The organism is Paraburkholderia phenoliruptrix (assembly GCF_019511605.1).
In the GTDB taxonomy this organism is placed as follows: Bacteria; Pseudomonadota; Gammaproteobacteria; order Burkholderiales; family Burkholderiaceae; genus Paraburkholderia; species Paraburkholderia phenoliruptrix_A.
This window is the reverse complement of sequence record NZ_JAEUAV010000009.1, coordinates 1-24,466: the sequence shown is the minus strand read 5'-3', so window position 1 is coordinate 24,466 and position 24,466 is coordinate 1. Positions and strand designations below refer to the sequence as shown.

The following is a 24,466-nucleotide window of genomic DNA, read 5'->3' as shown; positions in this document are numbered from 1 at the left end:
AATAGACCATCTCGTAGTCATACAAAATCGCCTTATAAATCCCCGCGGTTGATTAGACTGACGCTCACGCCCCGCCGGGGCGGCAAAGCCTTGTCCCATTCATAAGATGTGATTGGCGTGGCGCTGGCGCCCGATATTCGCTTTATGCGAATTGCGAAAGGGGATAGTTTTTAAATGGCAGTACGCTCGTGTAATGTCGTTTTCATCGTACGAGAAACGTGGCAGGCACGCGCTGCTTATCTGTCAGTGCCATTTGAAATCTCCTAATATGTATTCGCCCAAGGCAAACCACGAGATATGTTCAGGTGATTAAGGTCGCAGACTGTTCGAGATCGGCGGCAATACGGCAATATTCGAATGTCTGAGGAAAATTCGCAGTTTGCAAATAGCAGTTCTGTCCAGCGACGAAGTGGCGGGCCATCATCGGGAGCTAGTTCATGAAGGTCGCTTTTTACAAAGGAACGCGCCCGGGGCTCTCCGGGATCTTCAACCGGTTAATGCGGTGGAGGACCAATAGTCCTTACTCGCATTGCGAACTCGTCCTCGCTCCGATTGACGACGCGTATCTGTGTGCATCGTCGTCGTTAGAAGATGGGGGCGTGCGCTTCGTCGTCACGAAGCTGGACCCGGCGCGATGGGATATCGTTGGGTCCGGCATCGGTACGGTGGCGGAGCGAGCCGCGGTGGAGTGGTTCAACGATCACCTGGGGGAGCCGTACAATTTCGCGGCCATGTTCAGCCTGCTGTGGAGCCGGCGCCATCGCGAAGGCCATTGGCACTGCTCGGAGTCGATCGGCGCGGCGCTGGGCATTCGCGAGCCGTGGCGCTTCGATCCCGCTACGCTGTACGCGGCGCTTTCTTCGGACCCGATGCTATCGCCGCCCGACGACAGGTCGCCGCTTGTGCCGGCAGGCCAGCGAAGCGGTTGATGATGTCCAGTTCAACGGAATTGCCGTTTTGCATGCCGGTGTTGCTCATGTGCCCGCGCATCGCGGATCGCGAAGTTGTCCCTCGAAAGGGGGCCTTTTTGCTGTCAGGGGAAGGGCAGGGCAGCGGATTCTGCCGGGTCAGCGGCGGTTAAAGCGTCTCACGACGCAATAGAAGATCCACGGATGCAACTTGAGCATGGTCATGACGATGGAAAGCTTCAGATGCCGATCGGCAAACAGGCCGAGCAGGTGCTTCACGCGCAGCTTCGCCGATACGCTTTGCAAAATGGGGCTCGCGAGGTGGTAGGTCGGCGCGGTGGTCGCGGTCTGAAACGCGATTGCGCGGAAGGCCCAGCTGTATTTGAGGCGGAAGAAGAGGCGCTTGTAGTCGCTAATCGGCAAAGAGGCAGTAGCCTTTTCGACGCGGTCCATGATGGCAAACAGGTCGACCACCTGCGGGTTGAAGCGTCTGGATATTCCCGATTCACGAATAATGTATGAGTAGAGCTTGTCCGGAATGAGACGGACCACTTTTGAGTTCGCGAATGTTTGCACCGATACGCAGACGTCCTCGAAAATGAGACCGCACGGATGCTCTGCCGCGACGAATATCGAGCGGCGCACAATCTTGTTCCAGCAAAAAGCCGGCAGCTTCAGTTCGAGGACCTTCTGAACGGCTTCGACACCGGTGATGATGCCGTCGCCGGAGTCGATTGCCGCGACTGTGGTGCCCTCCGGAGTGATGCGCTCGGCGGCGAAATTAACCACATCGGCGTTGTGCCGGTCGGCTTCGCGCAACACGGTGCGAACGAGATCGCGGTGCACGCAGTCGTCGCTGTCCACACAAAGCACGTAGTCGCCGCGCGCTTCCAATGCGGCGATTTTTCGCGTTTCAGCAAGGCCCTTGTTATCAGCGTTCCTGACCAGCTTCCACGGAATGCGATCCTGTTGCGCGAGAATCCGGGCGGCGATTTCACCGGAGCGATCGGGGCTGCAGTCGTCCACGGCGATAATTTCGAAATCAGTGCAGGATTGCGACAGCAGCGAATGAAGACAGTCCTCGATATAGTCCTCGACCTTATAGATAGGCAGCAGAACGCTGATTCTGGGTGCGGACATAGAGCATGCTCCAGGAAGACAACACCGTTGCCTCGCGAAAAGTTAACTGATCGCGAAGGGATGGCCGGGAACGGGAACAAGCAGACAATTGCAGAACGTTTCACTGCTGCCGCGCCGCACTGACCGAACGAAGAGGACCGGCGCGCGGACAGCAAACGCAGATCTTCAAGGAGATTTGTATATGCGCCGCAGCACCAATGTCAGGCAAACGGGCAGGAACTGAGGAGGTATTGGCGCATTCCACCACTCTCGTGATAGACAGCGCGCATTTGTAGAAGCGGATCTTCTTCGAACAACGGTGTTGTCGTGACGATGCGAATGCCCGTTCTTCTGGCTGGGAACGCCGGTTCTTTTGACGGTTAGCCAGTGATCAGATGTGGACTCCGCCTGCCACTTCGATGCGCTGTGCGTTGACCCATCCGAACTCGTCCGACAGAAGTGCCGCGATGACCGGTCCCACATCGGACGGCAGACCGACGCGCCCAAGCGCTGTGTGGTCCGCGACGGCTTTATTGACCTGGGGGTTGTCACGCACGACGCCGCCGCTGAAATCGGTGGCTATCGCGCCCGGCGCGACGACGTTCACTGTGATGCGGCGCGGCCCCAGTTCGAGCGCCATGTAACGCGTCAGCGCTTCGACCGCCGCTTTCATCGGGCCGTAAATGGCGCGCCCGGCAAACGCGAAGCGCGCGAGGCCGGAGGAGATGTTGACGATGCGTCCGCCGTCGTTGATCAGCGGCAAAAGCTTTTGCGTGAGCAGGAATGGTGCCTTGAAATGCACTGCGAACTGCGCGTCGAGTTCGGCTTCTGTGCCCGCCTCGAAGGTCGACGCTGAAGACGTGCCGGCATTGTTCACCAGATAATCGAAGCGCTGCGCACCCCAGCTATCGAGCGCTTCGCGCACTCGCGCGACGAAGGCGTCGAACGTAGCCGCGTTTTCCACGCTCAACTGCAGCGCGACCGCTTTCGCGCCCGTCTCGGCGACGAGTGAAAGCACCTTGTCTGCTTCGGCCTGGTTGGCGTTGTACGTGAAAATCGGGTTCACGCCGCGAGCGGCAAGTCGCAATACCGTATCGCGGCCAATGCCTCGGCTCCCGCCAGTGACGATCGCGATTTTCGCACTGGAAAAGTTGGTGTTGGTCGTTGTCATTGACACTCCTGTTGGTTGCGTTGGTTTAATTTTCCGCTCGCATGTTTGCTGCGTGAATGCCCGAACCTGTCTGGTTATTGCCTGATCCTGCTCGCCCATCCTATGATGGACGCACCTCATCCAGCGCTCGCCGAACCGCCATGCCGAACCGACTCGCCACCGCCTTACTGCGCTACACAGACAGGTATCCAGGAACGAGCCCGTGCGCGACACCGCTCGAGGGCGTTTTCATTCTTCGCTCCGATCAGCCAAAACCGCCCACGTTGCGCACGGCGAGTCCCGCCTTGTGCATCGTCGCTCAAGGCGCCAAGTGGGCGAGCTTTGGCGGGGAACGGCTGGAATATCGGAAGGGGCAGGCGCTGGTGGTGGGCGTGCAAACGCCGTCGCGCGGTCGAGTGTTCGAGGCGAGCCCCAACAAACCTTGCCTGGTTCTGCTTTTGCAGCTGGATCTCGCGATGATCCGCGCGGTGGCCAATGAGATGACGTCGGCGCCTGTACCGTCGGGCGATCCAGGCCGCGGTGTGTTTGTTGCCAGCTTCGACGGACCGCTGGCGGATTGCGCACTGCGCGTCGTGCGTCTGCTCGATACGCCCGATGCCGCCGCCATCCTGCAGCCGATGATCATGCGCGAGATCGCTTACTGGCTGCTAGCCGGACCGAACGGGGCGCAAGTGGCAAAGCTCGCGTCGATCCAGCACCCTTCGCACAAGCTCGCGCGCGCGGTCGACAATCTGAGGGAAAACTTTGCGAAGCCGATGCGAGTGGAGGACCTTGCGAAGATCGCGCAGCTTAGCGAGTCGGCGTTTCATCGGCAATTCAAGGCCCTGACCGGCTTGCCACCCCTGCAGTACCAGAAGCAATTGCGCTTGCTGGAAGCACGCCGACTGCTGCTGTCGCAGTCGATGAGCGTGCAGGCTGCAGCATTCGAAGTGGGCTACGAAAGCCCTTCGCAGTTCAGCCGCGAATACGCGCGTATGTTCGGCGCTCCGCCGAGAAGGGAATTGGTCCATGCGAAGACGATGGCTGAGGCAGCCTGGGCCGCCCCGGCTGCATAGGCTTCACCGTTCACGCGTCATGCGCGTCCACAGCCTCAATCACTTTGCGGGTCTTGGCCGACCTCGGGATGGCTCGCGCGATCGCCGCTCTGAACGCCGCTCTCCGACGAGTGAACCGGAGCGGAACCTCGCTCGCCGTTTTCCGGCGCGCCGCCTGTTACCGGCGCTTCCGGCTGGTTGCCGAACGAGCCGCCTCCCGAAGCGCCAGTGCCTTTGGACGGGTTGCCTCGATCAGTGGATTTTTCTTTGTCAGTGCTGGCCATTTCGTGCTCCTCCGGTATCCGATAGATAGTGCGGAGTCGAGCAAGCATTGCGCCCGCGCGTTCGCCGCGCCGCTGCGCACGTCCGTCGACGCAAACTCGCTGACGACAGAGCGGGATGGAATGCCCCTTGCGGCCGTGCTTGGCAACCGCGAAGGCGGTCAGGGCCTTGCGATGATGCAAGGCATCGTCAGTCCATCAGACACACAGGAAGCGCGACCATGAAAACTGCACCTCCAGCCAATCGCACAGAGCAGGACGCCAAGGCCGAAGCGAATTCGGGCAAGCCGGCAACGACACGCACCGACAAGCCGGGCAGCGGCCAACACGCGGCGAACCATACGAAGGCACGAAGCGACCACGGCGCCGGCGGCGGGGCGAAGCAGCGGCACGGACCGCGGTAGGAACGGGCCGCTCGGCTTGCGGGGACGGCGGCCTGCATGCAGAAAGAGCCCTGGCGAATCCGCCCCGACTACTACGCGATGTGACGTCAGAACCCGGCAGCGAGCCCGTCGCGGCGGCTGTCGCTGGCCGCGACATAGCCGCGGTCCGGATCGTTGCGGTCGAGCCTCCAGATGAACTGCCCCGAGCCGAAGTCCATGTAAGGGTCGTAGACCGACTTGATGGTATGACCGCGGCGTTCGAGCTCTTGCGCCGTGCCGTGATCGAGCGCCGCTTCAATGTCGATCGTGAAGTCGCGGTTGACCTTCCAGCGCGGCGCGTCGCATGCCGCCTGCGGTTGCTGACCATAGTCCAGCATGCGTACAACGGTTTGCAGATGCCCTTGCGGCTGCATGTCGCCGCCCATTACGCCGAAACTCATCACGGCCTCCTGCCGACCCTCCACCTGCCGCGTGAGGAACGCCGGGATGATAGTGTGAAAAGGCCGCTTGCCGCCTTCCACGACGTTGGGCGATTTGGGATCCATCGAAAAGCCGCAGCCGCGGTTCTGCAAGGAAATGCCGAGGCCCGGCACGACGCAGCCGGAGCCGAAGCCCATGTAGTTCGACTGGATGAAGCTGACCATCATGCCGCGCTCGTCGGCCGCCGACATGTAGATCGTGCCGCCTGCTTTCGGCATGCCGAAGCCGAACTGCGTCGCGCGTGCCGGGTCGATCAGCTTCGCGCGTTGCTTCAGGTACGCGTCGTCGAGCATCTGTTCGGGCGTCACTTCCATTGAGCGCGGGTCGGCGACATAACGGTAAACATCCGCGAACGCGAGCTTCATCGCCTCGATCTGCAGATGCTGTGTTTCAATCCCGTCCACCTTCAGCGCCGCGAGGTCGAACTGTTCGAGAATGCCGAGCGCAATCAACGCGGCAATGCCTTGTCCGTTAGGCGGGATTTCGTGCACCGTGTAGCCGCGATAGTTCTTGCCGATCGGCTCGACCCATTCGGGCTGGAAATTGCGCAGATCGTCGAGCGTCATTGCAGCGCCGCACTCGCGCGAGAATGCCGCGATCCGCTCGGCGATTTCGCCTTCGTAATAGGCGCGCGGGCCTTGCTCCGCGATCATGCGCAAGGTCTTCGCGTGGCCGGGCATGCGCAGGAGCTCGCTCACCTGCGGGGCGCGGCCGTGCGGCATGAAGGTTTCGGCGAACCCCGGCTGGTTCTGCAGTTCGGGCACGGCGGCGGCCCACTTGCGTGCCACGACGCTTGCCACCGCATGGCCCCGCTCGGCAATTTCAATGGCCGGTTCCATCAGGTCCGCGAACGGCAGCGAGCCGAACTTCTTATGCAGCGCTTCCCATCCTGCGACGGCGCCCGGCACGGTCACGGTGTCCCAGCCGCGCGTCGGGCGCGCCGCGAGGCCATTCTCTTCGCCGTATTTGCGCCGGAAGTAGTCGACATTCCAGGCCGCCGGCGCAACGCCCGAGGCGTTGAGTCCGTGCAATTTCGTGCCGTCCCACACGAGCGCAAACGCGTCGCTGCCGAGCCCGTTCGACACGGGCTCGACGAGCGTAATGGCCGCCGCCGCGGCAATCGCGGCGTCGACCGCATTGCCGCCTTTCCACAGCATGCGTAAGCCCGCCTGCGCGGCGAGCGGGTGTGAAGTCGACACGACGTTGCGTGCGAACACGGGCATCCGCACCGTGGGGTAAGGGTTCTGCCAGTCGAAGTTAGTCATGTGATTACTCAGATGATGACCGTGCACGAAGCACGTCACGAAAAATCAGGATTCGCGCGGATCCAGCGCGTCGCGCAGACCGTCGCCGAGCAGGTTGAAGCCAAGAACGGCCAGGAAGATCGCAATGCCGGGAAAGATGGACATCCACGGCGCCTGGCTCACGAAGTCTTTTGCGGTGTTCAGCATCGAGCCCCACGAAGGCGCGGGCGGCAACTGTCCGAGCCCGAGGAACGACAGGCTCGCCTCGGCAATGATCGCGCTCGCGACCGTCAGGCTGCCTTGCACGATGATAGGCGGCAGCACGTTCGGCAGAATGTAGCGCACGATGATGCGCGCGTGGTCGAGGCCGATCGCGCGTGCGCCTTCCACGTATTCTTCCGCTTTCACACTGATCGCCTGCCCGCGTGTGAGGCGGATGAAGCGGGGCATGGCCGAAATGCCGATGGCGGCCATCGCATTCACGAGGCTGGGCCCGAGAAATGCGCTCAGCGCTATCGCGAGAATCAGAAAGGGAATGGAAAGCAGTGCATCGGCAATACGCGAGATCACGCCGTCCACCAGCTTGCCGAAGTAGCCGGCGAGCAGCCCGAGCGGCACACCGAGCACGACCGCGATGCCCACCGAGACCACGCCCGCGAGCAGCGACGCACGTGCACCGAACAGCAGCCGGCTCAGCACGTCGCGACCGAGCTCGTCGGTGCCGAACCAGTGAGTGGCGGAGGGCGCCTGACGCACGGTCATGAAGCTCGCCTGAACCGGATCGTAAGGAGTGAGCCACGGTGCGAACAGCGCCGCCGCCACGACGAGCGCCACCAGCAACGCGCCGAAGACCGCCGCGCGGTTGCGCATGAAGCGAGCCAGAGCACGGTGGGTGCGCCGCGGCGGCACGCCGGCATTGGCAGCGGAGCGGACCTGCAATGGAGTAGCCATCAGCTGCGCCTCAGTCTGGGGTTCAGGAGCATATAGAGCACGTCCGCGCACAGATTGACCACGATGAACGCGAGCGCCGTCACCAGCACGACACCTTGCACGACAGGGTAGTCGCGATTGAACACCGCATCCACGACGAGCTTGCCGAAGCCGGGGATGGTGAACACCTGTTCCGTCAGCACGGCGCCGGCCAGCAGTTCGCCGAACAACAGCGCAAGCACGGTGACGATCGGAATGAGCGCATTGCGAAACGCGTGCTTGACGACGACCGCGCCGCGCAACAGACCTTTGGCCCGTGCCGTGCGAATGTAGTCGGTGCGCAGCACGCCCAGCATCGCACTGCGCGTATGGCGCATCAGCTGTGCGCCGAGCGCCGCGCCGAGCACGAACGCGGGCATCAGCATGGTCTTGATGCTGAGCCACAGGTCTTCGCCAGGCGGCACATAGCCCGACGACGGCAACAGATGCCAACGCACCGACACGATGAAGATCAGCATGATGCCGAGCCAGAAGTTCGGTATCGACATGCCGGAGAGCGCTGCGATGTTTGCCGCATGGTCGAGCGGACCGCCGCGGCTCGCGGCCGACACGACACCCGCAGGTATGCCGATGCCGATTGCAAGGACCATCGCCATGAGCGCGAGCTGAAGCGTGACCGGCAACTTCTGCGCGATCAGGGCACGCACCGGCACGTCGGTGCGCAACGACGAACCCAGGTTGCCGTGCAGGACGTCGCTCACCCAGATTGCGTATTGCTTCGGCACCGGCTGATCGAGGTGATACTTCACACGCAGTGTCGCGATGACCTGAGCGTCCTGGTCCTCACCCGCCATGGCGAGCACCGGGTCGCCCGGCAGCAGCTTCTGCAGGCCGAAGATCAGCATGGACACGAGAACGAGCGTGGGCACGGCGACCAGCAGGCGATTGGCGATGATCGGCAGCATGACGCTCAGCCTTTGACGGAGACGCCGCGCAAGCGCACCAGACCGTCGGCGGAGGGCGTGAAGCCCTGCACCTTCTTCGACAGCACGAAAGGCCACGGCTGCGCGTAGAGGTAGACGATCGGGGCCTCGTCGGCGAGGATCTTGCCGGCGGCATCGTAGTCCGCCTTGCGTTCGGCCACGGCGAGTTTCGTGCGCGCGGCGTCGAGCAGCGAATCCACCTGCTGATTGCAGTAATGCGCGTAGTTCAGGTTGCCCGTGCACGTGTTGAACTGATGCAGGTTGCCGTCCGGATCGACGCGGCCCGACCAGCCCGTGTACATGGCCTCGAAGTCGCCGCTGTGTCCGGCGTTCAGTTCCGTTGCGTAATCGCTCGGTCGCAGCTTGAGCGTGATGCCGGACTCCGAGAGCATTGCCTGAAGCATCTGCGTGATCTGGCTTGCCACCGTGTTGTTCGGATAAGCGAATTCGATCGTCAGATGCTCATGGCCGGACGCCTTCAGCAGCGCTTTCGCTTTTGCCACGTCGCGCTTCGTGGTGGGCAGCGAGGCGTTGTAGTAGGGGCTCGATTTCGGAATGCCCTGGTTCGCGGGCGTGAAAATGCCTGCGCCGATGACCTGGTCTATTGCGTCGCGGTCGATGGACAGTTCGAACGCCTCGCGCACCCGCTTGTCCTTCAGCGGGCCGTTGCCGCGGGCGCCGTTGTTGATGTTGAAGGTTACATAATAGAAGCCGAGCCCGGTCACCGGTTTGAACTGCAGACTTGCGTCGCCCTTGACCGACGCGACGTCGGAAGGGGCGAGCCGTTCGAGCATGTCGAGAGAGCCTGAGCGCAGATTCGCGAGGCGCACCGTGCTGTCGGGAATGGGCTGGAACACCACACGTTGAATCGGGTACTTGTCCGCGTCCCAGTAACCCGCGTATTTCTCGAGCACCACGCGATCGTTCTGAACGCGCTGCACGAACTTGTACGGGCCGGAGCAGACCGGGTGCGACGCGACGCCCGCCGCGTCGGACAACGTGCCTGGCGCGAGCATCATGCCTGCGCGGTCGGCCAGCGTGGCGAGCAGCGCGGCGTCCGGCTGCTTGAGGACGATCTTCACGGTGCTGTTGTCGACCACGTCGACATGATCGATCGACGACAGCTCGCTCTTGCGGTTGCTGGTGGGCAGCGTGCGATAGCGGTCCAGATTGGCCTTCACGGCGGCCGCGTTGAAGGGCTCGTCGTTCTGGAACTTGACGCCCTGGCGCAGCTTGAACGTCATGCTCCTGCCGTCGGCGCTGGTGGTCCAGGAGGTCGCGAGCATCGGCACGATCTTCAGGTCGGGCGTGACATCGACCAGCGAATTGCACAGCGACGCGAACACGATCCGGTCGACGAACTGCACGCTGCGGGCGGGATCGAGCGAACCGATATCGTCCTGCAAGCCAATGCGGATGGTGCTTTGCGCCAGCGCGGCGGAAGCGCTCAGTGTGAGCGCGGCGGCAATCAACATTCTTCGCATGCGGGGTGTCCTTGTTGCGGTTCAGGTTGCAATGGGATGGCGTTATCTGTGCGCGGCGGCGGTTTGTCCGGGTCAATCGGAGGCTGCGTGGGTGCCGCGTCGGATCTCCGTTGGTGTGTGCGCTGGAGCGTCCGTGGGTATGTCCGTTGGTGCGTCCGTTGGTGCGTCCGTGTGTAGGTCTGTTAGCCGGTCCGTTGGTATTTCGGTTTGCGTGTCCGTTTGCATGTCCCTCTGCATGTCCCTTTTGCTGTCCGTTACCGCGGCCTGCCGCGCCCGGTACAGCGTGAGGCGCTCAGCCAGCTTCGCGCTGACGCTCGCCACGAGCGGCGCACCGCTGCCGGCGTTTTGCAGTTCGCGCCAGAAATGGCAGGCCACCTGGCGGCCGCCGGGAAGCGTTTCCGACAGCGGGCGCTCCTGTGAACAGCGTGGCTTTGCATGGGGACAGCGCGTGTGGAACCGGCAACCGGGCGGCGGGGCGGTGGGGCTTGGCAGATCGCCCTGCAATGCGGGTTTCATGCGCCGTTCGCGCGGACTGCCGGCCGGAATTGCGCGCAACAGCGCCTGTGTGTACGGATGCAGCGGCGCGTCGAACAGCTCGTCGACCTGCGCGAGTTCGACAATCTCGCCCAGATACATGACGGCGACGCGATCGCTCATATGGCGGATCACGGCAAGGTCGTGCGCGACCATGATGAGAGTGAGCCCCAGCTCGGCCTTTAGCGACTCGAGCAGGTTGATCACCTGCGCCTGCACCGACACGTCGAGCGCGGAAACCGGCTCGTCGCCGACAATCAGTCTGGGCTCGCCCGCCAGCGCCCGCGCAATGCCCACGCGTTGACGCTGCCCGCCGGAAAACTCGTGCGGATAGCGGTCGGCATACGCCGGCTGCAGGCCCACCTTGCTCAACAGTTGCGCGACGCGTTCGCGCCGCTCGGCACCATTGCGCGCGAGACCGTGGAAAGCCACCGGCTCGCCGATGATCTGCCCGACCGTCATGCCGGGATTCAGCGACGCAAACGGGTCCTGGAAAATGATCTGCATTTCACGGCGCAGGCGGCGCAGTTTCGCGCCCTGCCAGTGAGTGATGTCTTCGCCCTGATAAAACACCCGGCCTTCGGTCGCCTCGATGAGGCGCAGCAGCAGACGGCCGAGCGTGGATTTGCCGCAGCCCGACTCGCCGACCACTGCGAAGGTCTCGCCTGTCTGTACTGCGAAGGACACCTCGTTGACGGCATGCACAATGGGCGAGCGCGCAAACAGATGACGCTCGCCGCCAAAGCGCCGGGTGAGCGCGCGTGCTTCGATGGCCGGCGTGGCGCTGTTCGCGGTCTGCGCGACGCCAGGGCCGCGCTGCACGGTGTGAGGCGTCGTCATAGCAGTTCCTCATGCTGCACCGATGCTGCGAACTGCTCGACAGGTGCGAGCCAGCAGGCGACACGATGCTCGCCCGCGAGCGTGCGTTCCGGCGGCGCATGTTCGACGCAGCGTTGCTGCGCGAACGGGCAGCGCGGCGCAAAGCGGCAGCCGCGCGGCATCTGTCCGGGAGAGGGCACCGAGCCGCGAATCGTGGAAAGCGCACCTTCACGTTTGCCGACGGACGGAATTGCGCCCATGAGGCCGATGGTGTACGGGTGCTGCGGGTCGTCGAACAGATCGGTAACCGTGCCGTATTCGACTATCTTGCCGGCGTACATGACTGCGACGCGATCCGCAACTTCGGCCACCACGCCGAGGTCATGGGTGATGAGCAGCATGGCAGTGCCGGTTTGCGCCTGAAGCGTGCGGATCAGCGACAACACTTGCGCCTGAATGGTGACGTCGAGCGCGGTGGTGGGTTCGTCCGCGATCAGCAGGCGCGGGCTGTTGGCGAGCGCCATTGCGATCATCGCGCGTTGGCGCATGCCGCCTGAGAGCTGATGCGCAAACGCGTCGAGCCGTGTTTCCGGCGCGGGGATGCGCACGAGCCGCAACATGGTGAGTGCTTCTTCCCGCGCCTGTGCGCGATTGAGGCCGCGGTGCCGCCGGATGCTTTCCGCGATCTGCTCTCCGATCGTGTAGGCGGGGTTGAGCGACGTCATGGGCTCCTGGAAGATCATGGACATGCGATTGCCGCGAATGTCAGCCAGCTTGCGCTCGGACATTGCGAACAGATCTTCCCCTTCGAAGTGCGCCGTGCCTGCCACGCGCCGCGCCGGCGGGCTCGCGAGCAGTCCCATTAACGCAAGCGACGTGACGCTCTTGCCGCAACCCGACTCCCCGACCATGCACAAGGTCTCGCCCGCGCGAACGGCGAACGAGATGTCGTCGACGACATTGGGCATGTCCGGCGCATTCGAGAACTTCAATGAGAAGCCGCGTACATCGAGAATCGGCCCGCCTTCGCCGGTCATGCGTTGGAACTCCGCATCGTGTTGCTGTCCTTTCAGTTCGTTGTCGAACGATCATACTGGCGGCTCTTTCGCAAAAAAATTAAACTTTCTTTTCGACACTTAAGTTTTTCTCATGAATTGTTCGTGAGCTGACACGGGGTAAACATGCCGACGCTACGCATGCTCAAGACGTTTCACGCCGTGGCCCGCACTGGCTCTTTCGCCGCCGCCGCCGACGAAGTCGCGCTCACGCAAGCTGCCGTCAGTCTGCAGATGCGCGGACTGGAAGAGGCGCTCGGTCGGCAACTGTTCGATCGCAGGGGAAGGCAGATTGCGCTCACGCAGCACGGCCAGGGCATCCGGCCGAAGGTCGAGCAGATTCTCGAACTGCTCGCCGAACTGGAAGCCAAGCCGATGGAAGCCATGGAAGGGCCGGTGACCATCGGCGCGGTTGTCTCGGTAATCGGCGCGCTGTCGTTGGCCGTCGCACGGCTGAAGGCGGCTCACCCGCGGCTCGACGTGCGGCTCGTCTCGGCACGTTCGGACGAACTCGCAACCATGGTGCAGGCGGGCGAAGTGGACGTTGCCGCGGTAGTCGCGCGGGCGGACCAGAAGCTGCCCGAGGCGCTCAAATGGACCACGCTCTACAGCGAGCCGATGATGCTCGTGACGAGCCGCGACGTGGTCGATAACGACCCGCAGCGTATCTTGCGCACGCACGGCTTTTTGCGCTTCGACCGCCGCGTACGCACCGGGCAGGTCGTCGAGCAGGCTTTGCAGAAGGCCGGCCTCGTGGTGACGGAATATCTCGAGCTCAATTCGATCGAGACCATCGTTGCGCTCGTGCGTGAGAGAGTGGGCGTTGCGGTGCTGCCGTTGCTTATTCGCGGCAACTGGCTGAGCGATCCGTTGCTGAACGTCATCCCCATTTCGAATCCGCCCACGTTGCGCACCGTCGGGATGGTGCAGCGCGCATCCGACGACCGCAAAGCGCTGACGAGCGAGATTGTCGACTCGCTTCAGGCCATGCCACGAACTGGCGCGGCATGAGGCGACGGGGCAAGGCTCAGGAAGACGATCGCCCGGAAGCGCTGCACAGACGAGCCTCTAACGCAAAGGCGACCATGTTTCCGGCAGACAGATCGTCGAGGTTGCCCTGTCTATCTGTTCGGGGCCGCCTTGCGGTGGCCAGAGGCCTTCGGCGTAATGCTGCCGTCTTAGGCGCATGCGCTCTTCCAGACTGGTAAATCCCCAGATGTGTGTGATGCGCGGCGGTCCGTCGAGCGCGTACAGGTTCGCTATGAGATGCGATGTGTACGATTGGGCCGGTCCCACCGCGCGTTCCCACGCCCTGATGGTCGGCGCAATACCGCCGGCTTTCAGCCAGTAACGGCGAATCTCGTAGAAGTCGCCGAACGTCGCTGGCTCGATGTCCGGCAAGAAAGGAAAGAGCTCATAACTTTCCATGGCTAACCGAATGGATGCGCCGGTAATTCCGAAGGGTTGTTCGGCGGTTAAGGCGCGATGGCGTTCGTGTTGCAATTCGTCTATCGACTCGAAGCCGCGCAGCACGACGATGCGCGACAGTTCGCCGATTTCCGTGCGCCATGCTCCGAGCAGCTTGCCTGCCGCCTCGACACCCGACACCCAGCCACGGGCGCAAGCCGAAACACTGTCTTGCTCCAGAAGCGGACATGACAGCGTGGCCAGTTCATACAGCATTTGTGCGCTCCTTTCGCTTAATTGGTGTTTAGCTGGTGCTTAACTGATGCTTAGCTGGCTACCAATGTAAATCCTGGCTGAAGGCCGATAAACGCACGGTGCGTTGGAACAGAATCCACTCACATTGAGCAATCGACTTTCTCACGACAATGACCGGGGCGGCGAACAGGTCGGTTCGTCGTTTGTTCTCCGCGCAGGAAAATATTATGGAAACCTTAAGGATCGCATCGGCATGATGCAGTGGGACGCGTGCTGACGGCCTAGGTGGTTCTGACGGTTCAATCCCCGGCAATAGTCGCTCGCCTGCTTTTTCGCCACAGTGCAAGTTCGGGTGCGGGCCACCCGTGAAGCGGTGTGCGAAAGAAGGCGGAGTCGCGCCGAACCCGGAAGCTGGGCACTCAACTGCGCGTCGTTCCGACTCGCGCGGCGTCACCTGTGCGCATCGACCCAGGCACGCGCCCAGCTCACGCCTGCAAGTTGAGCGTCTTCTTCGGTATCGAAATGGCCCAGCACACCGGATGCTTCAACCAGCTTCCCGCCCTGGGTGATAGTGCCGCTGGAGGCATAACGCTCCGGTTGGAGAATGCCCTCCTGCTCGAGGATGGCGTGCCCCCACACGTCATAGCCGTGATACTTCTGCGATTGCATCAGCGCATCACCCCAACGGATGCCGCATGGCCTGTCACACGCAGAACGTTGCCTTCCGGCGTGATTTGCCGTGGAATCGCGGTCATATCCGGTTCTTCGCCGCGCAGGCTCCTGGGCAGCTTGCCTTGTTTCGCGACGAGCCGCGGTGCCGGGGCCGAAGTGCGCCGCGAGTTCACCAGCTTCCCGCGCGGCACCGCGTGCCGCCGGAGCGCAAGCCGGTGCGCGGGACCCACCTTGTGTGGGGCCGTTGCGCGCGCCTCGGGCGGATTCCACACTTCCGAGTAGGTGCCGGCCACGCCGGCCACGCCGGCCCCGCCGGCTCCGAAAGCAGCCGGCGCGAGCGCTGCCGTCAATAACGCAAGTCCAAGCTTTCTCACGATTTCCTTTGCCTCGCTCTTGTGATTGCCACTGCGCAACGCGTGGCCTGCCTGAGACACCCGCCGTCGCCAACGCAATAGTGGCGCTCCCGAATGTTTCTGGCGGACCTCAGCGCACCTCAGCGCACCTCAGCGCACCTCAGCGCACCTCAGCGCACCTCAGCGCACCTCAGCGCACCTCAGCGGGCTTGAGCCCGAAAAAAGTGCCTGTTCGCCGTCACGAAAATCCGTGTAGGATACTGTACATCCATACAGGTTTTCTCGCAATGACATCCGCCATGCCGTCCCCCGAAGCAATACATCCGTCCTTGTGGCGGGCGTCGCAGCTCGCCCGGGGTCGCGGGCGGGTGGTCGATACCGGCTACCCGGCGTTGTCGGCGGAATTGCCCGGTGGCGGCTGGCCGCTGGGAGCGCTGGTCGACCTGCTGGTGCAGCAGCCGGGCGTGGGCGAACTGCGGCTGCTGCGGCCGGCGTTGAGTGAGGCGGGCAGCCGGCCTATCGCCTTCGTGCAGCCGCCGCATGTACCGGACGGACTTGGCCTCAGCTATATCGGCCTGTCGCTGGATCAGTTGCTGCGCGTGAAGGCGCAGAAAGCGGCGGATGCGCTCTGGTCCGCGGAGCAGATTCTCCGGGCCGGAAGCTGCGGCGCGCTGATCTTGTGGGCGCAGTACGCGCAGGCTGCGTCGCTGCGGCGTCTGCATCTGGCGGCGCAGTCGTCGGAGACGCTGTTCGTCATGGTGCGGCCGCTCGCGAGCGCACAGGACGCGTCGCCGGCGCTGTTGCGGCTGGCGCTCAAACCATCGGCCGACGGTCTGACCGTCGACATCGTGAAACGACGAGGGCCCTCGCGCACGGAGCCCCTGTCGATTCCCCTTCAACCCACCCCTGTTCTGCTGTCACGACATGCGCGTCTTTCTCGCCGTTCACCTGCCGAAGTTGCCGCTCGAAGTCTTCAGACCGAACTGGTCGCCTGAGCTTCCCCACGGCAGTGTCGTGCTGGAGAAGGACAAGGTCGTCATCGCGGACAGCGTCGCGCGCGCGGCAGGCGTGCGGCTCGGCATGAAGCGCGGTGGCGTGCTGACGCTTTCGCCCGAAACGCAGATGCATGAGCGCGACTTCGCCCGCGAGCAGTCGGCGCAACGCGAGGTCGGCGTGGCGCTGATGCGCTTTTCGCCCGACGTGGCATTGCTCGATGAAGCGACGGTGATCGTCGAAGTCGGCGCGAGCCTGCGCCTTTTTGGCGGCCTGCTGGCGCTGTGCCGCGAGGCGAAGGCCATGCTCGCCACGCTCGGCTTCACTGCACGGGTGAGCGCGGCGCCCACGGGCCAGGGCGCCTGGCTGCTGGCGCGCCATGGGAAGGGGCGCGGCGCGCGCCGCCTGCTGAAGCTGTCCACGCTCGAGCAGCGGCTTGCCGGTCTGCCCATGCTCGCGGTCCCCGAGGTGCGCGAGTTCGCCGACTGGTTCATCGGGCTCGGCTGCGAAACCATTGCCGACATCCGCCGCTTGCCGCGCGCCGGCTTACAGCGGCGCTGCGGCGAGCACCTGCTCGATTCGCTCGACCGCGCGTTCGGCAGCGCGCCGGAACTCTTCGACTGGCTCGAATTGCCGCCGGCGTTTGTTGCGCGCATCGAGATGCCCGACCGGCTCGAACATGCGGAGGGCGCCGTGTTCGGCGCGCATCGGCTCATCGTGCAACTGTGCGGGTGGCTGTGCGCGAAACAGCTCGCGGTCACTGGCATTCGTCTGTCGCTTGAGCACGAGCGGGGGCGCGACGCGATCGAGCCGACCGCCATCGAGATTGCGCTCGGCGAGCCCACCTGGCGCGAAGAACATCTTGTGAGACTCGTGAAGGAGCGCCTCAATCGCATCGAGCTCACCGCGCCGGTCATTGCGCTGCGTCTTGACGCAGCGAAAGTCGAGTCGGCGGTGCCGGCGTCGGACACGCTTTTCCCCGAGCCCGGCGGCTCGAAGGAAGACCACGCGCGGCTGCTGGAACTGCTGGTCGCGCGGCTTGGCGAAGAGAACGTGCTGCGGCCGGCGCCGAGCGCGGACCATCGCCCGGAAATCGCCAACTCATGGGTACCGGTCACGCAGCCGGTGAAGCCCGCCGTCGTTCCGGAAGGCTTGCCGCGCCCCACGTGGATGCTGGACCAGCCGGTGCGCCTGCTGATGCGCCAGCACCGTCCGTTCTATGGCTCGCCGCTGCGCATGGTGTCGCCGGGCGAGCGCATCGAGGCGGGCTGGTTCGACGGCGAACTGGTGACGCGCGACTATTTCGTCGCCCAGGCGGACGACCAGAGCTGCTACTGGATTTACCGCGAGCGCGTGAGCAGCCGCGACGCCGAGGAAGAACCGCGCTGGTTCCTGCATGGCCTGTTCGGATGACGCGCCATGGACACCACCTTCAGCATGCTGCCGGCGTACGCCGAGCTTTTCTGCCTCTCCAATTTCTCGTTCCTGCGCGGCGCGTCGCACGCGGAGGAACTGGCCGGGCGCGCCGCGCAACTCGGCTACTCGGCGCTCGCCATTACCGACGAATGCTCGCTGGCCGGCGTCGTGCGCGCGCACGTCGCGGCGAAAGAAGCGAAGCTGCCGTTTATCGTCGGCTCGTACTTTCGGCTGGTGAACGCAGACGGCTCGCCGGCATTCGGGCTCATCCTGCTCGCGAAGAACCGTAATGGGTATGGCAATCTGTCCGAACTCATCACGCTCGCACGCACGCGCGCGCCGAAGGGCGAATACCGGCTCACGCCGCAGGACCTGTCGCGGCCGGACAGGGACTACCGGCACCTGCTCGGCGTGCCGGACTGCCTCGCGATTCTGGTGCCGAACTTCCCCGCGAAGGAGGAGGTGCTCGACGCGCAGCTCGAATGGCTGGACGAAACGTTTCCCGGCCGCGCGTGGGTGGGGCTCGTGCTGCACCAGCGCGCCATGGACGATATACACCGCGGCGCGGTCGAATTCATTGCGCGCAATCGCGACGTGCCGGTGGTCGCACTGGGCGAAGTGCTCATGCACGTGCGCTCCAGAAAACCGCTGCAGGACACGCTAACCGCCATCCGCGTCGGCAAGCCGGTTCACGAATGCGGCTACGACCTCGCGCCGAATGCGGAGCAGCATCTGCGTTCGCGGCTGCGGCTCGCCAATCTGTATTCATCGGAGGCGCTTGCCGCCACCGTCGACATTGCCGCGCGCTGCACGTTCTCGCTCGACGAATTGCGCTACGAGTATCCGGACGAACTGGTGCCGCCCGGCTTTACGCCGGCCGCCTATCTGCGGCAGGAGACGTATATCGGCGCACAGCGGCGCTTTCCGTCGGGCATTCCGCTTCAGGTCCAGGAGCAGATCGAGCACGAACTCGAACTCATTGCCGAGCTGCAATACGAACCATACTTTCTGACGGTCTACGACCTGGTCCGCTTCGCGCGCAGTCAGCACATTCTGTGTCAGGGGCGTGGTTCGGCGGCCAATTCCGCAGTCTGCTATTGCCTCGGCGTGACGGAAGTGGATCCCGCACGCGGCAACATGCTGTTCGAGCGCTTCATCTCGAAGGAGCGCGGCGAGCCGCCGGATATCGACGTGGACTTCGAGCATCAGCGGCGCGAAGAAGTGATTCAGTACATCTACCGCAAATACGGGCGCGACCGCGCGGCAATCGCCGCTGCGGTCTCCACGTATCGCGCGCGGGGCGTATTGCGCGAAACGGGCAAGGCGCTCGGCGTGGACCTGCAGATAGTCGATGCGGTGGCGAAGTCGCACCACTGGTTCGATAACAGCGCGGACCTGCTCAAACGCTTCGAGGAGTGCGGGCTGAATCCGCAGACCCCGCTCATCCGCGCGTGGGCCACGCTGGCTGCACAGCTGTATGGCTTTCCACGACATCTGTCGCAGCACTCGGGCGGCTTTGTGATCAGCAGAGGCAAGCTCACGCGGCTCGTACCGGTCGAGAATGCCGCAATGCCGGAGCGCAGCGTCATCCAGTGGGACAAGGACGACCTCGAATCGCTGGGGCTGCTCAAGGTTGACGTGCTTGCGCTCGGTATGCTGTCGGCCATTCGCCGCACGCTCGAGCTCGTGTCGGAGCAGCGCGGCGAGCGCTTCGAAATGCAGGACATTCCCGCCGAAGACGAGGCGACCTACGACATGATTTGCGCGGCGGACACGGTAGGCGTTTTCCAGATCGAATCGCGCGCGCAGATGTCGATGCTGCCGCGCATGCGGCCGCGCGTTTTCTACGACCTGGTGATCGAAGTGGCCATCGTGCGGCCGGGGCCGATTCAGGGCGGGGCGGTTCATCCTTATCTGCGCCGTCGCCAGGGCTTCGAGCCGGTCACTTTTCCGAACGACGATTTGAAGATCGCACTGGGCCGCACGCTCGGCGTGCCGATTTTCCAGGAGCAGGTGATGCAGGTCGCGATTCTCGCCGCCGGCTTCACGGCGGGCGAGGCCGACCAGTTGCGGCGTGCAATGGCCGCGTGGAAGCGCAAGGGCGGCCTCGGCAAATACTATGACCGCATCGTGCTTGGAATGCAGGAGCGCGGCTATGACCTTGCGTTTGCCGAGGCCATCTTCGAGCAGATAAAAGGCTTCGGCGAGTATGGCTTTCCCGAGAGCCACGCGGCGAGTTTCGCGCTGCTCGTGTACACGAGCAGCTGGCTCAAGTGCCATGAGCCCGAGGCCTTTCTCGCGGCCATGCTCAACAGCCAGCCCATGGGCTTTTATTCGCCCTCGCAACTGGTACAGGACGCACAACGGCACGGCGTGAAGGTGCTGCCGGTCGACGTGAGCGTGAGCGGCTGGAATTCGTCGCTGGAGCGCAGGGCGGGCGGGGAGCGGCCCGCCGTCCGTCTGGGGCTGTCGCTGCTGCGGGGCATGAAAGAGGGCACGGCCGGGCGGATTGAAAACGCGCGCGCGGTGCGCCCGTTTGTCAGCGTGAAGGACCTCGCGCGCCGCGCGGCGCTCGACCGGCGCGATCTGCATATTCTCGCCGACGCCAATGCGCTGGCCTCGCTTGCCGGCAACCGGCGCGAGGCGCTGTGGCAGTCGGCGGCCGCAGTGCCCGAGAAGGACATGCTGGCCGCCGCCGCAGTCGAGGACGAAACGCCGGAACTCGGAGCGCCGAGCGAGGCGCATGACATCGTGGCCGATTACCGCTCGCTGGGGCTCACGCTTGGCCGGCATCCGCTCGAACTGCTGCGCCCGCAACTGCTGGCCAACCGGCTGATGCCGGCATCCACGCTGCGCACCTATCGCGACGGCCGCCTCGCGCGGGGCTGCGGCCTCGTCACCGTGCGCCAGCGGCCAGGCACGGCGAAGGGGGTAATCTTCGTCACGATCGAAGACGAAACGGGCAACGTGAACGTCATCATCTGGCCGAGCCTGCTCGAGAAGCAGCGCAAGGAAGCGCTCAGTGCGTCGCTGCTGGCAGTCTACGGCGTCTGGCAGTGTCAGGGTGAAGTGCGGCACCTGGTGGCGCAGCGGCTTGTCGATATGTCGCATCTTCTGGGCGGCTTGCAGGCTGTCAGCAGGAATTTCTGCTGAGGTTTGTCCGCTGCGCTCAGCCGCCAACGCCTACCTTTTGCGTGCCGCAAAGGTGTAGATTCAGGCAGGCGGCGACTGCATCAGCACCCATTCACGCGACGCAAGCGGAGGAACCGATGTGCTACTCGGCCCAGATTCAGGCGGACTATCGCAAGTTTGTGCGCATGTTCGGTGCGACCCTGAGCATTCGCGAATTCGCCCAGCTTTTCTTCGAGCGGGCTGAGGGCGCGAGAGCAAAGCTGCCCAAGGCTATGGAAGATGCGTTCGCCGACCCGCAGACAGACGCGGAGCGCGAAATCCGGGCCTCGATCGAGCGCTTCAATGCGCAGGAGACCGCGCGGCTCGAGCAGGAGCTCTTCACGCACCGTGCGCGGCTCGCGCAAGCAGAGCGGTCGTTGCAAGGCAAGGTCACGAAGAAAGCGGCCGAGAGCCGGCGCATTGCCACTGAAAAGATTCAATGGACGCTTGGGCGGCTCGACGACCTGCGCCGCACTGAAGCGCAAGCGCGAGACTCGCGCATCTTTCCTGGACACTACGCGCCCGTGATGGTGATGGAAAACGGTGCGCGTGTGGTCAAACCCATGCGCTACCAGTGCCGCATTGCGGGCAAGCCCGCCTCGCACGACGCCCGATATCCCGGCACCTACAACGCTCGCCGCGACAGTCTTGAAGGTTTCTGGAAACCGCTTTTCGGCTATTCGCACGGCGTACTGGTCGTCAATGCCTTCTACGAAAACGTGAGCCGGGCGAAGATGGAGGGGCGCGTGCTGGCCGAGGGCGAGGAGGACGAAAACGTCGTGCTTGAATTCCGCCCCGAGCCGCCTCACGACATGCTCGTCGCCTGCCTGTGGTCGCACTGGTCGGCGCCGGGCGAGCCGGACCTGCTGTCGTTTGCGGTCATCACGGACGAGCCGCCGCCGGAGGTTGCCGCAGCCGGCCACGACCGTTGCCTCGTTCCCATCAAGCATGAAAATCTGGATGCGTGGCTCAATCCTGATTCCAGCAATCTCGCCGCATTACATGCCATTCTCGAAGACCGCGACCGGCCTTATTACGAACACCGGCTGGCTGCATGACGAGCCGGGCCGGCTTTGCGGGGGACCTCACCATCGAGGCGGAAACCCGCGTGGCGGCAGGGCGCCGCGGGCGGGCCCTGGAGCCGCACCGTATGCCATGTAGCACAAGCCGAATCACGGACTGACGATGCTTCGTGACAGCATGGTCTGCAGGTCCACCAACGGTATGGCAGTCGCCGTGACGGCGACCGACTCCGATTTTGGCAGCAGCCCGGCGAGCGCCGCGGCTCCAGTTGCGCACAGAGCAAAAAGACAAAGCGCGCCGATGAAGGCGATGCCCGCTTTATACGTTGGCTTCGTGCCTGGCGAATGTGGGAAATGCCGCATCATGGCTGTCTCCTGGTGACGCAGCCAACGTTTGCAACTACCATGCCGAGCGCGCGCGATCGGTGCCGGTGCCTGCAAAGCCTTGTGGCGCGGGCATTGAACGGCGGCGCGCGAGTTCGAGAGTCAGGCTATGTGGGGCGTGTGCGAACAGATCAATGTGCTGTGGCTGCGCAATGCCAACACTCATCGGCGCGCTGCTGTTGCGCTAGACTGGCTGCAAGACATCGAACCACCGGAAGGAGACCCGGATGATACGCAAGACGCTCAATGCCTCGCAGCTTCAGCAGGAAGTAAGCCGGCGAATTCAGAAACTGCCGGAAATCGTCGAGGACGGCGTGAAGATTCGTGTGCCGCGGCCGCAGTTACAGGAAGTCGACAAAACCGGCTGCAACTGGAACATGACTCACTTCGGCAACGCGATCGGGTTCGAGCCCGACATCGAGCGCGTGCTCACGGCCGTGCGCGCCGAATACAATCTCGCGACCGAAGTGAAGCGCAGCGGCAATCCGTTCGAGGACTGATCGCCGCCGCCGCTTTGCGCATGCGAGCGCCTGGGCGCTTCTGTTCTTCAGCCGCGTCAGTTCTTCAGATCGTCCGGCACCTTGCCGCCATTCTCGGCGAGCTTCTGCATCACCTGCTTGTGCAGCCATATGTTCATCGTGGCTGAGTCTTCTGTGTTGCCGGTGTAATGCAATTCGGACGCGAGTTCCTTACGCGCCGTGAGGCTGCTGTCCAGACCGAGCAGTTTCATCAGGTCGACAATAGACGTGCGCCAGTTCAATTTTTCGCCGCTACTCTGCTGCATTTTCGTCAGCACCGCTTCGACGTCGACCGCCGGCATTGGCGTGACGGGCGGCTGGGCATTGCCGGCTGCGGCGGTGGACGGCGTGGCGGGCGCGCCCGCGGGCGCACTCGCGCTTCCCGGCGCGGCGGTGGCCGGGGCGGCCGCGCCTGCTGTCGCGCCGGAGCCCGTGTTGGCCGGATGATCGTGCGGGAAAATCTTGTTGAGAATGCTTGAAAAAATGCTCATATGTCGCTCCTCGTTGGCGTCGGCCAATGCGGCCGGCGTTTAGGGTGTGCAATGGCTGTGCCTGTGGCTTGTGGCCTCTGGCTCGTGGCTCGTGGCTCGTGGCTCGTGCGCGGTGCTTGGGGCACGGAGCACGGCAAGGGCCGTCACTACAGCGCATACGTTCGCGCGTCAGACGTTTTCCTCGCGAGCGCAAAAAAGAATCGTCATCCTAACTAATTAGTGCGGCTCTTTCCGCGGCACAGTGTTTGCTCGACGTTGTCCACTCAACGGAAAGAGAGGGAGGTTCAAATGGCCGAGTCTTATCAATCCACCAGTTCCGCCTCGGATGCCGCGCGTGAAGAGAGCCTCGCGGGCAGGCCCAACGGCAGCGAAGAACTGCGTGCACGCAGCGCGATGAAGTTGTCGGAACTGAAGGACAAGCTTGCCGGTGCGCAGGATGTGGTCAAGACGAAATACCGCGTCGTGTCGGAATCGACCGATGATTTCGTTCACGACAGCCCGTGGAAAGCGGTGACAATGGCACTGATCGGCGGGCTTATCATTGGTATGCTCGCCGCCCGCTAGGGGGCTGCGCCGGCTGAAGACGAGCGTTTCGCTTGGGCCTCGTTCGATCCACGCCGCCGCATTGCGATGCGGTGGCGTGGATACTCAGACGCCGGCTATTACGCGAATCGCGCCGGCATTATTTGCGTCAGTGCTCGCTTGGCCGGATAGCGGGATCTTCCTCGACGACGTCGCGCGTCGCTGACCAATACGGCTGCCTGTTATAGTAGCTATAGGTCGATTCGCCCCAGGCCGGATCGGCCATCGACGGCCAGTGGTCCTTGTCGAAGCCCGGGTCGTCCTTCAGCCGCTGCGCCGTAATGTCGACGAAGAAGCACTTCTGGTCCGTGTCCAGCGTCAGCGCACTCCACGGAATGGCGTGCAGATTCGCTCCCATCCCGAGGAAGCCGCCTTCCGAGAGCACGGCATACGCGATGCGTCCGTTGCGAACGTCGAGCATGATGTCGGAAATCTTGCCGACATGTTCACCGTCCGAAGACATCACTGCAGTTCCGTCGAGCGTCGCCGCGGCCATGACTTCCGGTCCCGGACCTTCGCCGACACCGCCGCCGACAATCTTCGCTCCGCCTCGAGTAGCGCCTTGCGGGTTGATTGAGCCCATCTTTCACCTCCTTGAACGAAAAAGGGTGCGTCTTCGGGTGCGCAAGCGCTGTGCCCGCGGCGCGCTCACGGGTGATCGCGCGCGTGGACGGGGTTTTGACGCGAAGCAGTTGGGCGCGGAGTAAGGAGTGCGTTGAAAGAGCGGGGCAAGCGCGGGGTGAGAAGTGCAGGTGGCAGCGGGCGAGGGGGCAAAGC

The 24,466-nt window shown here is 63.6% G+C and carries 25 protein-coding genes; 10 read left to right on the top strand and 15 right to left on the bottom strand.

Going from position 1 to position 24,466, the window contains the following annotated elements; translation table 11 throughout:
• The first annotated feature begins 437 nt into the window (after nucleotides 1-437).
• Nucleotides 438-929, top strand: coding sequence for a hypothetical protein (locus JNB89_RS14065; RefSeq protein WP_220362576.1), 492 nt, complete (start codon nucleotides 438-440; stop codon nucleotides 927-929).
• Between the two features lie 138 nt (nucleotides 930-1,067).
• Here JNB89_RS14065 and JNB89_RS14060 read toward each other — a convergent pair whose 3' ends face one another.
• Both JNB89_RS14060 and JNB89_RS14055 read right to left on the bottom strand, forming a co-directional pair.
• Nucleotides 1,068-2,048 carry a glycosyltransferase family 2 protein gene (locus tag JNB89_RS14060; RefSeq protein WP_135893970.1) on the bottom strand — a complete coding sequence of 327 codons (981 nt, stop codon included), beginning with the start codon at nucleotides 2,046-2,048 and terminating at the stop codon, nucleotides 1,068-1,070.
• 370 nt (nucleotides 2,049-2,418) lie between these two features.
• On the bottom strand, nucleotides 2,419-3,198 hold the full coding sequence (locus JNB89_RS14055) for an SDR family NAD(P)-dependent oxidoreductase (RefSeq protein ID WP_135893967.1): 780 nt from the start codon (nucleotides 3,196-3,198) through the stop codon (nucleotides 2,419-2,421).
• Between the two features lie 140 nt (nucleotides 3,199-3,338).
• On the opposite strand from JNB89_RS14055, the gene JNB89_RS14050 reads away from it, so the two are divergent.
• On the top strand, nucleotides 3,339-4,253 hold the full coding sequence (locus JNB89_RS14050; RefSeq protein ID WP_220362575.1) for an AraC family transcriptional regulator: 915 nt from the start codon (nucleotides 3,339-3,341) through the stop codon (nucleotides 4,251-4,253).
• Between the two features lie 35 nt (nucleotides 4,254-4,288).
• On the opposite strand, the gene JNB89_RS31040 is transcribed toward JNB89_RS14050, so the two are convergent.
• Nucleotides 4,289-4,696 (bottom strand): hypothetical protein, encoded by a 408-nt coding sequence (locus JNB89_RS31040; RefSeq protein ID WP_223216750.1) that lies wholly within the window; start codon nucleotides 4,694-4,696, stop codon nucleotides 4,289-4,291.
• Nucleotides 4,697-4,734: 38 nt separating this feature from the next.
• Between JNB89_RS31040 and JNB89_RS14040 the strand changes: the two genes are divergently transcribed.
• Complete coding sequence (locus JNB89_RS14040) at nucleotides 4,735-4,917, top strand: hypothetical protein (protein WP_135893961.1); 183 nt, start codon at nucleotides 4,735-4,737, stop codon at nucleotides 4,915-4,917.
• 86 nt (nucleotides 4,918-5,003) lie between these two features.
• Here JNB89_RS14040 and JNB89_RS14035 read toward each other — a convergent pair whose 3' ends face one another.
• The 6 genes from JNB89_RS14035 to JNB89_RS14010 all read right to left on the bottom strand — a co-directional run bounded on the left by JNB89_RS14035 (nucleotide 5,004) and on the right by JNB89_RS14010 (nucleotide 12,407).
• Nucleotides 5,004-6,641: a gamma-glutamyltransferase family protein gene (locus JNB89_RS14035; RefSeq protein WP_220362574.1), complete on the bottom strand. Its 1,638-nt coding sequence runs from the start codon at nucleotides 6,639-6,641 to the stop codon at nucleotides 5,004-5,006.
• 45 nt (nucleotides 6,642-6,686) lie between these two features.
• Nucleotides 6,687-7,571 carry an ABC transporter permease gene (locus JNB89_RS14030; protein ID WP_135893957.1) on the bottom strand — a complete coding sequence of 295 codons (885 nt, stop codon included), beginning with the start codon at nucleotides 7,569-7,571 and terminating at the stop codon, nucleotides 6,687-6,689.
• Nucleotides 7,571-8,515, bottom strand: coding sequence for an ABC transporter permease (locus JNB89_RS14025; protein WP_013339612.1), 945 nt, complete (start codon nucleotides 8,513-8,515; stop codon nucleotides 7,571-7,573). Before JNB89_RS14025 ends, JNB89_RS14030 begins: the two co-directional genes overlap by 1 nt.
• A 5-nt stretch (nucleotides 8,516-8,520) precedes the next feature.
• Nucleotides 8,521-10,017, bottom strand: a complete 1,497-nt coding sequence (locus tag JNB89_RS14020; protein WP_220362573.1) for an ABC transporter substrate-binding protein — start codon at nucleotides 10,015-10,017, stop codon at nucleotides 8,521-8,523.
• Nucleotides 10,018-10,089: 72 nt separating this feature from the next.
• On the bottom strand, nucleotides 10,090-11,391 hold the full coding sequence (locus JNB89_RS14015; RefSeq protein ID WP_220362572.1) for an oligopeptide/dipeptide ABC transporter ATP-binding protein: 1,302 nt from the start codon (nucleotides 11,389-11,391) through the stop codon (nucleotides 10,090-10,092).
• On the bottom strand, nucleotides 11,388-12,407 hold the full coding sequence (locus JNB89_RS14010; RefSeq protein WP_220362571.1) for an ABC transporter ATP-binding protein: 1,020 nt from the start codon (nucleotides 12,405-12,407) through the stop codon (nucleotides 11,388-11,390). The genes JNB89_RS14015 and JNB89_RS14010 overlap by 4 nt, the downstream gene beginning before the upstream one ends.
• A 144-nt stretch (nucleotides 12,408-12,551) precedes the next feature.
• Here JNB89_RS14010 and JNB89_RS14005 point away from each other — a divergent pair, with 144 nt between their 5' ends.
• On the top strand, nucleotides 12,552-13,436 hold the full coding sequence (locus tag JNB89_RS14005; protein ID WP_220362570.1) for a LysR substrate-binding domain-containing protein: 885 nt from the start codon (nucleotides 12,552-12,554) through the stop codon (nucleotides 13,434-13,436).
• A 57-nt stretch (nucleotides 13,437-13,493) separates the two neighbouring features.
• Here the strand turns inward: JNB89_RS14005 and JNB89_RS14000 are convergent, their stop codons facing one another.
• From JNB89_RS14000 to JNB89_RS13990, 3 genes are all read right to left on the bottom strand, one after another.
• Entirely contained in the window at nucleotides 13,494-14,108 is a 615-nt protein-coding gene (locus JNB89_RS14000; protein WP_220362569.1) for an NIPSNAP family protein, read from the bottom strand.
• Between the two features lie 429 nt (nucleotides 14,109-14,537).
• On the bottom strand, nucleotides 14,538-14,756 hold the full coding sequence (locus JNB89_RS13995; protein ID WP_013339606.1) for a hypothetical protein: 219 nt from the start codon (nucleotides 14,754-14,756) through the stop codon (nucleotides 14,538-14,540).
• The gene (locus JNB89_RS13990; protein ID WP_220362568.1) at nucleotides 14,756-15,133 is read right to left on the bottom strand and encodes a hypothetical protein; all 378 of its coding nucleotides are present in this window, start codon (nucleotides 15,131-15,133) and stop codon (nucleotides 14,756-14,758) included. The genes JNB89_RS13995 and JNB89_RS13990 overlap by 1 nt, the downstream gene beginning before the upstream one ends.
• Before the next feature lie 266 nt (nucleotides 15,134-15,399).
• On the opposite strand from JNB89_RS13990, the gene imuA reads away from it, so the two are divergent.
• The 4 genes from imuA (at nucleotide 15,400) to JNB89_RS13970 (ending at nucleotide 21,750) form a co-directional block, all read left to right on the top strand.
• On the top strand, nucleotides 15,400-16,107 hold the full coding sequence (gene imuA, locus JNB89_RS13985) for a translesion DNA synthesis-associated protein ImuA (RefSeq protein WP_220362567.1): 708 nt from the start codon (nucleotides 15,400-15,402) through the stop codon (nucleotides 16,105-16,107).
• Entirely contained in the window at nucleotides 16,037-17,518 is a 1,482-nt protein-coding gene (locus JNB89_RS13980; RefSeq protein ID WP_220362566.1) for a Y-family DNA polymerase, read from the top strand. The genes imuA and JNB89_RS13980 overlap by 71 nt, the downstream gene beginning before the upstream one ends.
• 6 nt (nucleotides 17,519-17,524) lie before the next feature.
• The gene (locus JNB89_RS13975; protein WP_220362565.1) at nucleotides 17,525-20,674 is read left to right on the top strand and encodes an error-prone DNA polymerase; all 3,150 of its coding nucleotides are present in this window, start codon (nucleotides 17,525-17,527) and stop codon (nucleotides 20,672-20,674) included.
• Between the two features lie 116 nt (nucleotides 20,675-20,790).
• On the top strand, nucleotides 20,791-21,750 hold the full coding sequence (locus tag JNB89_RS13970; RefSeq protein WP_220362564.1) for an SOS response-associated peptidase family protein: 960 nt from the start codon (nucleotides 20,791-20,793) through the stop codon (nucleotides 21,748-21,750).
• 114 nt (nucleotides 21,751-21,864) lie between these two features.
• On the opposite strand, the gene JNB89_RS13965 is transcribed toward JNB89_RS13970, so the two are convergent.
• Nucleotides 21,865-22,080, bottom strand: a complete 216-nt coding sequence (locus JNB89_RS13965) for a hypothetical protein (protein WP_135893939.1) — start codon at nucleotides 22,078-22,080, stop codon at nucleotides 21,865-21,867.
• A gap of 245 nt (nucleotides 22,081-22,325) precedes the next feature.
• Here JNB89_RS13965 and JNB89_RS13960 point away from each other — a divergent pair, with 245 nt between their 5' ends.
• Nucleotides 22,326-22,598, top strand: coding sequence for a hypothetical protein (locus tag JNB89_RS13960; protein ID WP_220362563.1), 273 nt, complete (start codon nucleotides 22,326-22,328; stop codon nucleotides 22,596-22,598).
• A 56-nt stretch (nucleotides 22,599-22,654) separates the two neighbouring features.
• Here JNB89_RS13960 and JNB89_RS13955 read toward each other — a convergent pair whose 3' ends face one another.
• Nucleotides 22,655-23,107, bottom strand: a complete 453-nt coding sequence (locus JNB89_RS13955) for a DUF3597 domain-containing protein (RefSeq protein ID WP_220362562.1) — start codon at nucleotides 23,105-23,107, stop codon at nucleotides 22,655-22,657.
• Nucleotides 23,108-23,395: 288 nt separating this feature from the next.
• Between JNB89_RS13955 and JNB89_RS13950 the strand changes: the two genes are divergently transcribed.
• Nucleotides 23,396-23,671: a DUF883 family protein gene (locus JNB89_RS13950; protein ID WP_013339597.1), complete on the top strand. Its 276-nt coding sequence runs from the start codon at nucleotides 23,396-23,398 to the stop codon at nucleotides 23,669-23,671.
• Nucleotides 23,672-23,798: 127 nt separating this feature from the next.
• Here the strand turns inward: JNB89_RS13950 and JNB89_RS13945 are convergent, their stop codons facing one another.
• The gene (locus JNB89_RS13945) at nucleotides 23,799-24,272 is read right to left on the bottom strand and encodes a PRC-barrel domain-containing protein (protein ID WP_135893931.1); all 474 of its coding nucleotides are present in this window, start codon (nucleotides 24,270-24,272) and stop codon (nucleotides 23,799-23,801) included.
• Nucleotides 24,273-24,466: the final 194 nt, after the last annotated feature.

Excerpts from the sequence above, each read along its gene's own strand:
- JNB89_RS14040 (WP_135893961.1), top strand. The coding sequence starts at position 4,735 with ATGAAAACTGCACCTCCAGCCAATCGCACAGAGCAGGACGCCAAGGCC.
- JNB89_RS13955 (WP_220362562.1), bottom strand. The coding sequence starts at position 23,107 with ATGAGCATTTTTTCAAGCATTCTCAACAAGATTTTCCCGCACGATCAT.
- JNB89_RS14020 (WP_220362573.1), bottom strand. The coding sequence starts at position 10,017 with ATGCGAAGAATGTTGATTGCCGCCGCGCTCACACTGAGCGCTTCCGCC.
- JNB89_RS13960 (WP_220362563.1), top strand. The coding sequence starts at position 22,326 with ATGATACGCAAGACGCTCAATGCCTCGCAGCTTCAGCAGGAAGTAAGC.
- JNB89_RS14025 (WP_013339612.1), bottom strand. The coding sequence starts at position 8,515 with ATGCTGCCGATCATCGCCAATCGCCTGCTGGTCGCCGTGCCCACGCTC.
- imuA (WP_220362567.1), top strand. The coding sequence starts at position 15,400 with ATGACATCCGCCATGCCGTCCCCCGAAGCAATACATCCGTCCTTGTGG.
- JNB89_RS13980 (WP_220362566.1), top strand. The coding sequence starts at position 16,037 with ATGCGCGTCTTTCTCGCCGTTCACCTGCCGAAGTTGCCGCTCGAAGTC.
- JNB89_RS14005 (WP_220362570.1), top strand. The coding sequence starts at position 12,552 with ATGCCGACGCTACGCATGCTCAAGACGTTTCACGCCGTGGCCCGCACT.
- JNB89_RS14000 (WP_220362569.1), bottom strand. The coding sequence starts at position 14,108 with ATGCTGTATGAACTGGCCACGCTGTCATGTCCGCTTCTGGAGCAAGAC.
- JNB89_RS14065 (WP_220362576.1), top strand. The coding sequence starts at position 438 with ATGAAGGTCGCTTTTTACAAAGGAACGCGCCCGGGGCTCTCCGGGATC.
- JNB89_RS13945 (WP_135893931.1), bottom strand. The coding sequence starts at position 24,272 with ATGGGCTCAATCAACCCGCAAGGCGCTACTCGAGGCGGAGCGAAGATT.
- JNB89_RS13965 (WP_135893939.1), bottom strand. The coding sequence starts at position 22,080 with ATGATGCGGCATTTCCCACATTCGCCAGGCACGAAGCCAACGTATAAA.
- JNB89_RS13970 (WP_220362564.1), top strand. The coding sequence starts at position 20,791 with ATGTGCTACTCGGCCCAGATTCAGGCGGACTATCGCAAGTTTGTGCGC.
- JNB89_RS14035 (WP_220362574.1), bottom strand. The coding sequence starts at position 6,641 with ATGACTAACTTCGACTGGCAGAACCCTTACCCCACGGTGCGGATGCCC.
- JNB89_RS13975 (WP_220362565.1), top strand. The coding sequence starts at position 17,525 with ATGGACACCACCTTCAGCATGCTGCCGGCGTACGCCGAGCTTTTCTGC.
- JNB89_RS14060 (WP_135893970.1), bottom strand. The coding sequence starts at position 2,048 with ATGTCCGCACCCAGAATCAGCGTTCTGCTGCCTATCTATAAGGTCGAG.
- JNB89_RS14030 (WP_135893957.1), bottom strand. The coding sequence starts at position 7,571 with ATGGCTACTCCATTGCAGGTCCGCTCCGCTGCCAATGCCGGCGTGCCG.
- JNB89_RS14015 (WP_220362572.1), bottom strand. The coding sequence starts at position 11,391 with ATGACGACGCCTCACACCGTGCAGCGCGGCCCTGGCGTCGCGCAGACC.
- JNB89_RS13995 (WP_013339606.1), bottom strand. The coding sequence starts at position 14,756 with ATGCAATCGCAGAAGTATCACGGCTATGACGTGTGGGGGCACGCCATC.
- JNB89_RS14050 (WP_220362575.1), top strand. The coding sequence starts at position 3,339 with ATGCCGAACCGACTCGCCACCGCCTTACTGCGCTACACAGACAGGTAT.
- JNB89_RS13950 (WP_013339597.1), top strand. The coding sequence starts at position 23,396 with ATGGCCGAGTCTTATCAATCCACCAGTTCCGCCTCGGATGCCGCGCGT.
- JNB89_RS14010 (WP_220362571.1), bottom strand. The coding sequence starts at position 12,407 with ATGACCGGCGAAGGCGGGCCGATTCTCGATGTACGCGGCTTCTCATTG.
- JNB89_RS14055 (WP_135893967.1), bottom strand. The coding sequence starts at position 3,198 with ATGACAACGACCAACACCAACTTTTCCAGTGCGAAAATCGCGATCGTC.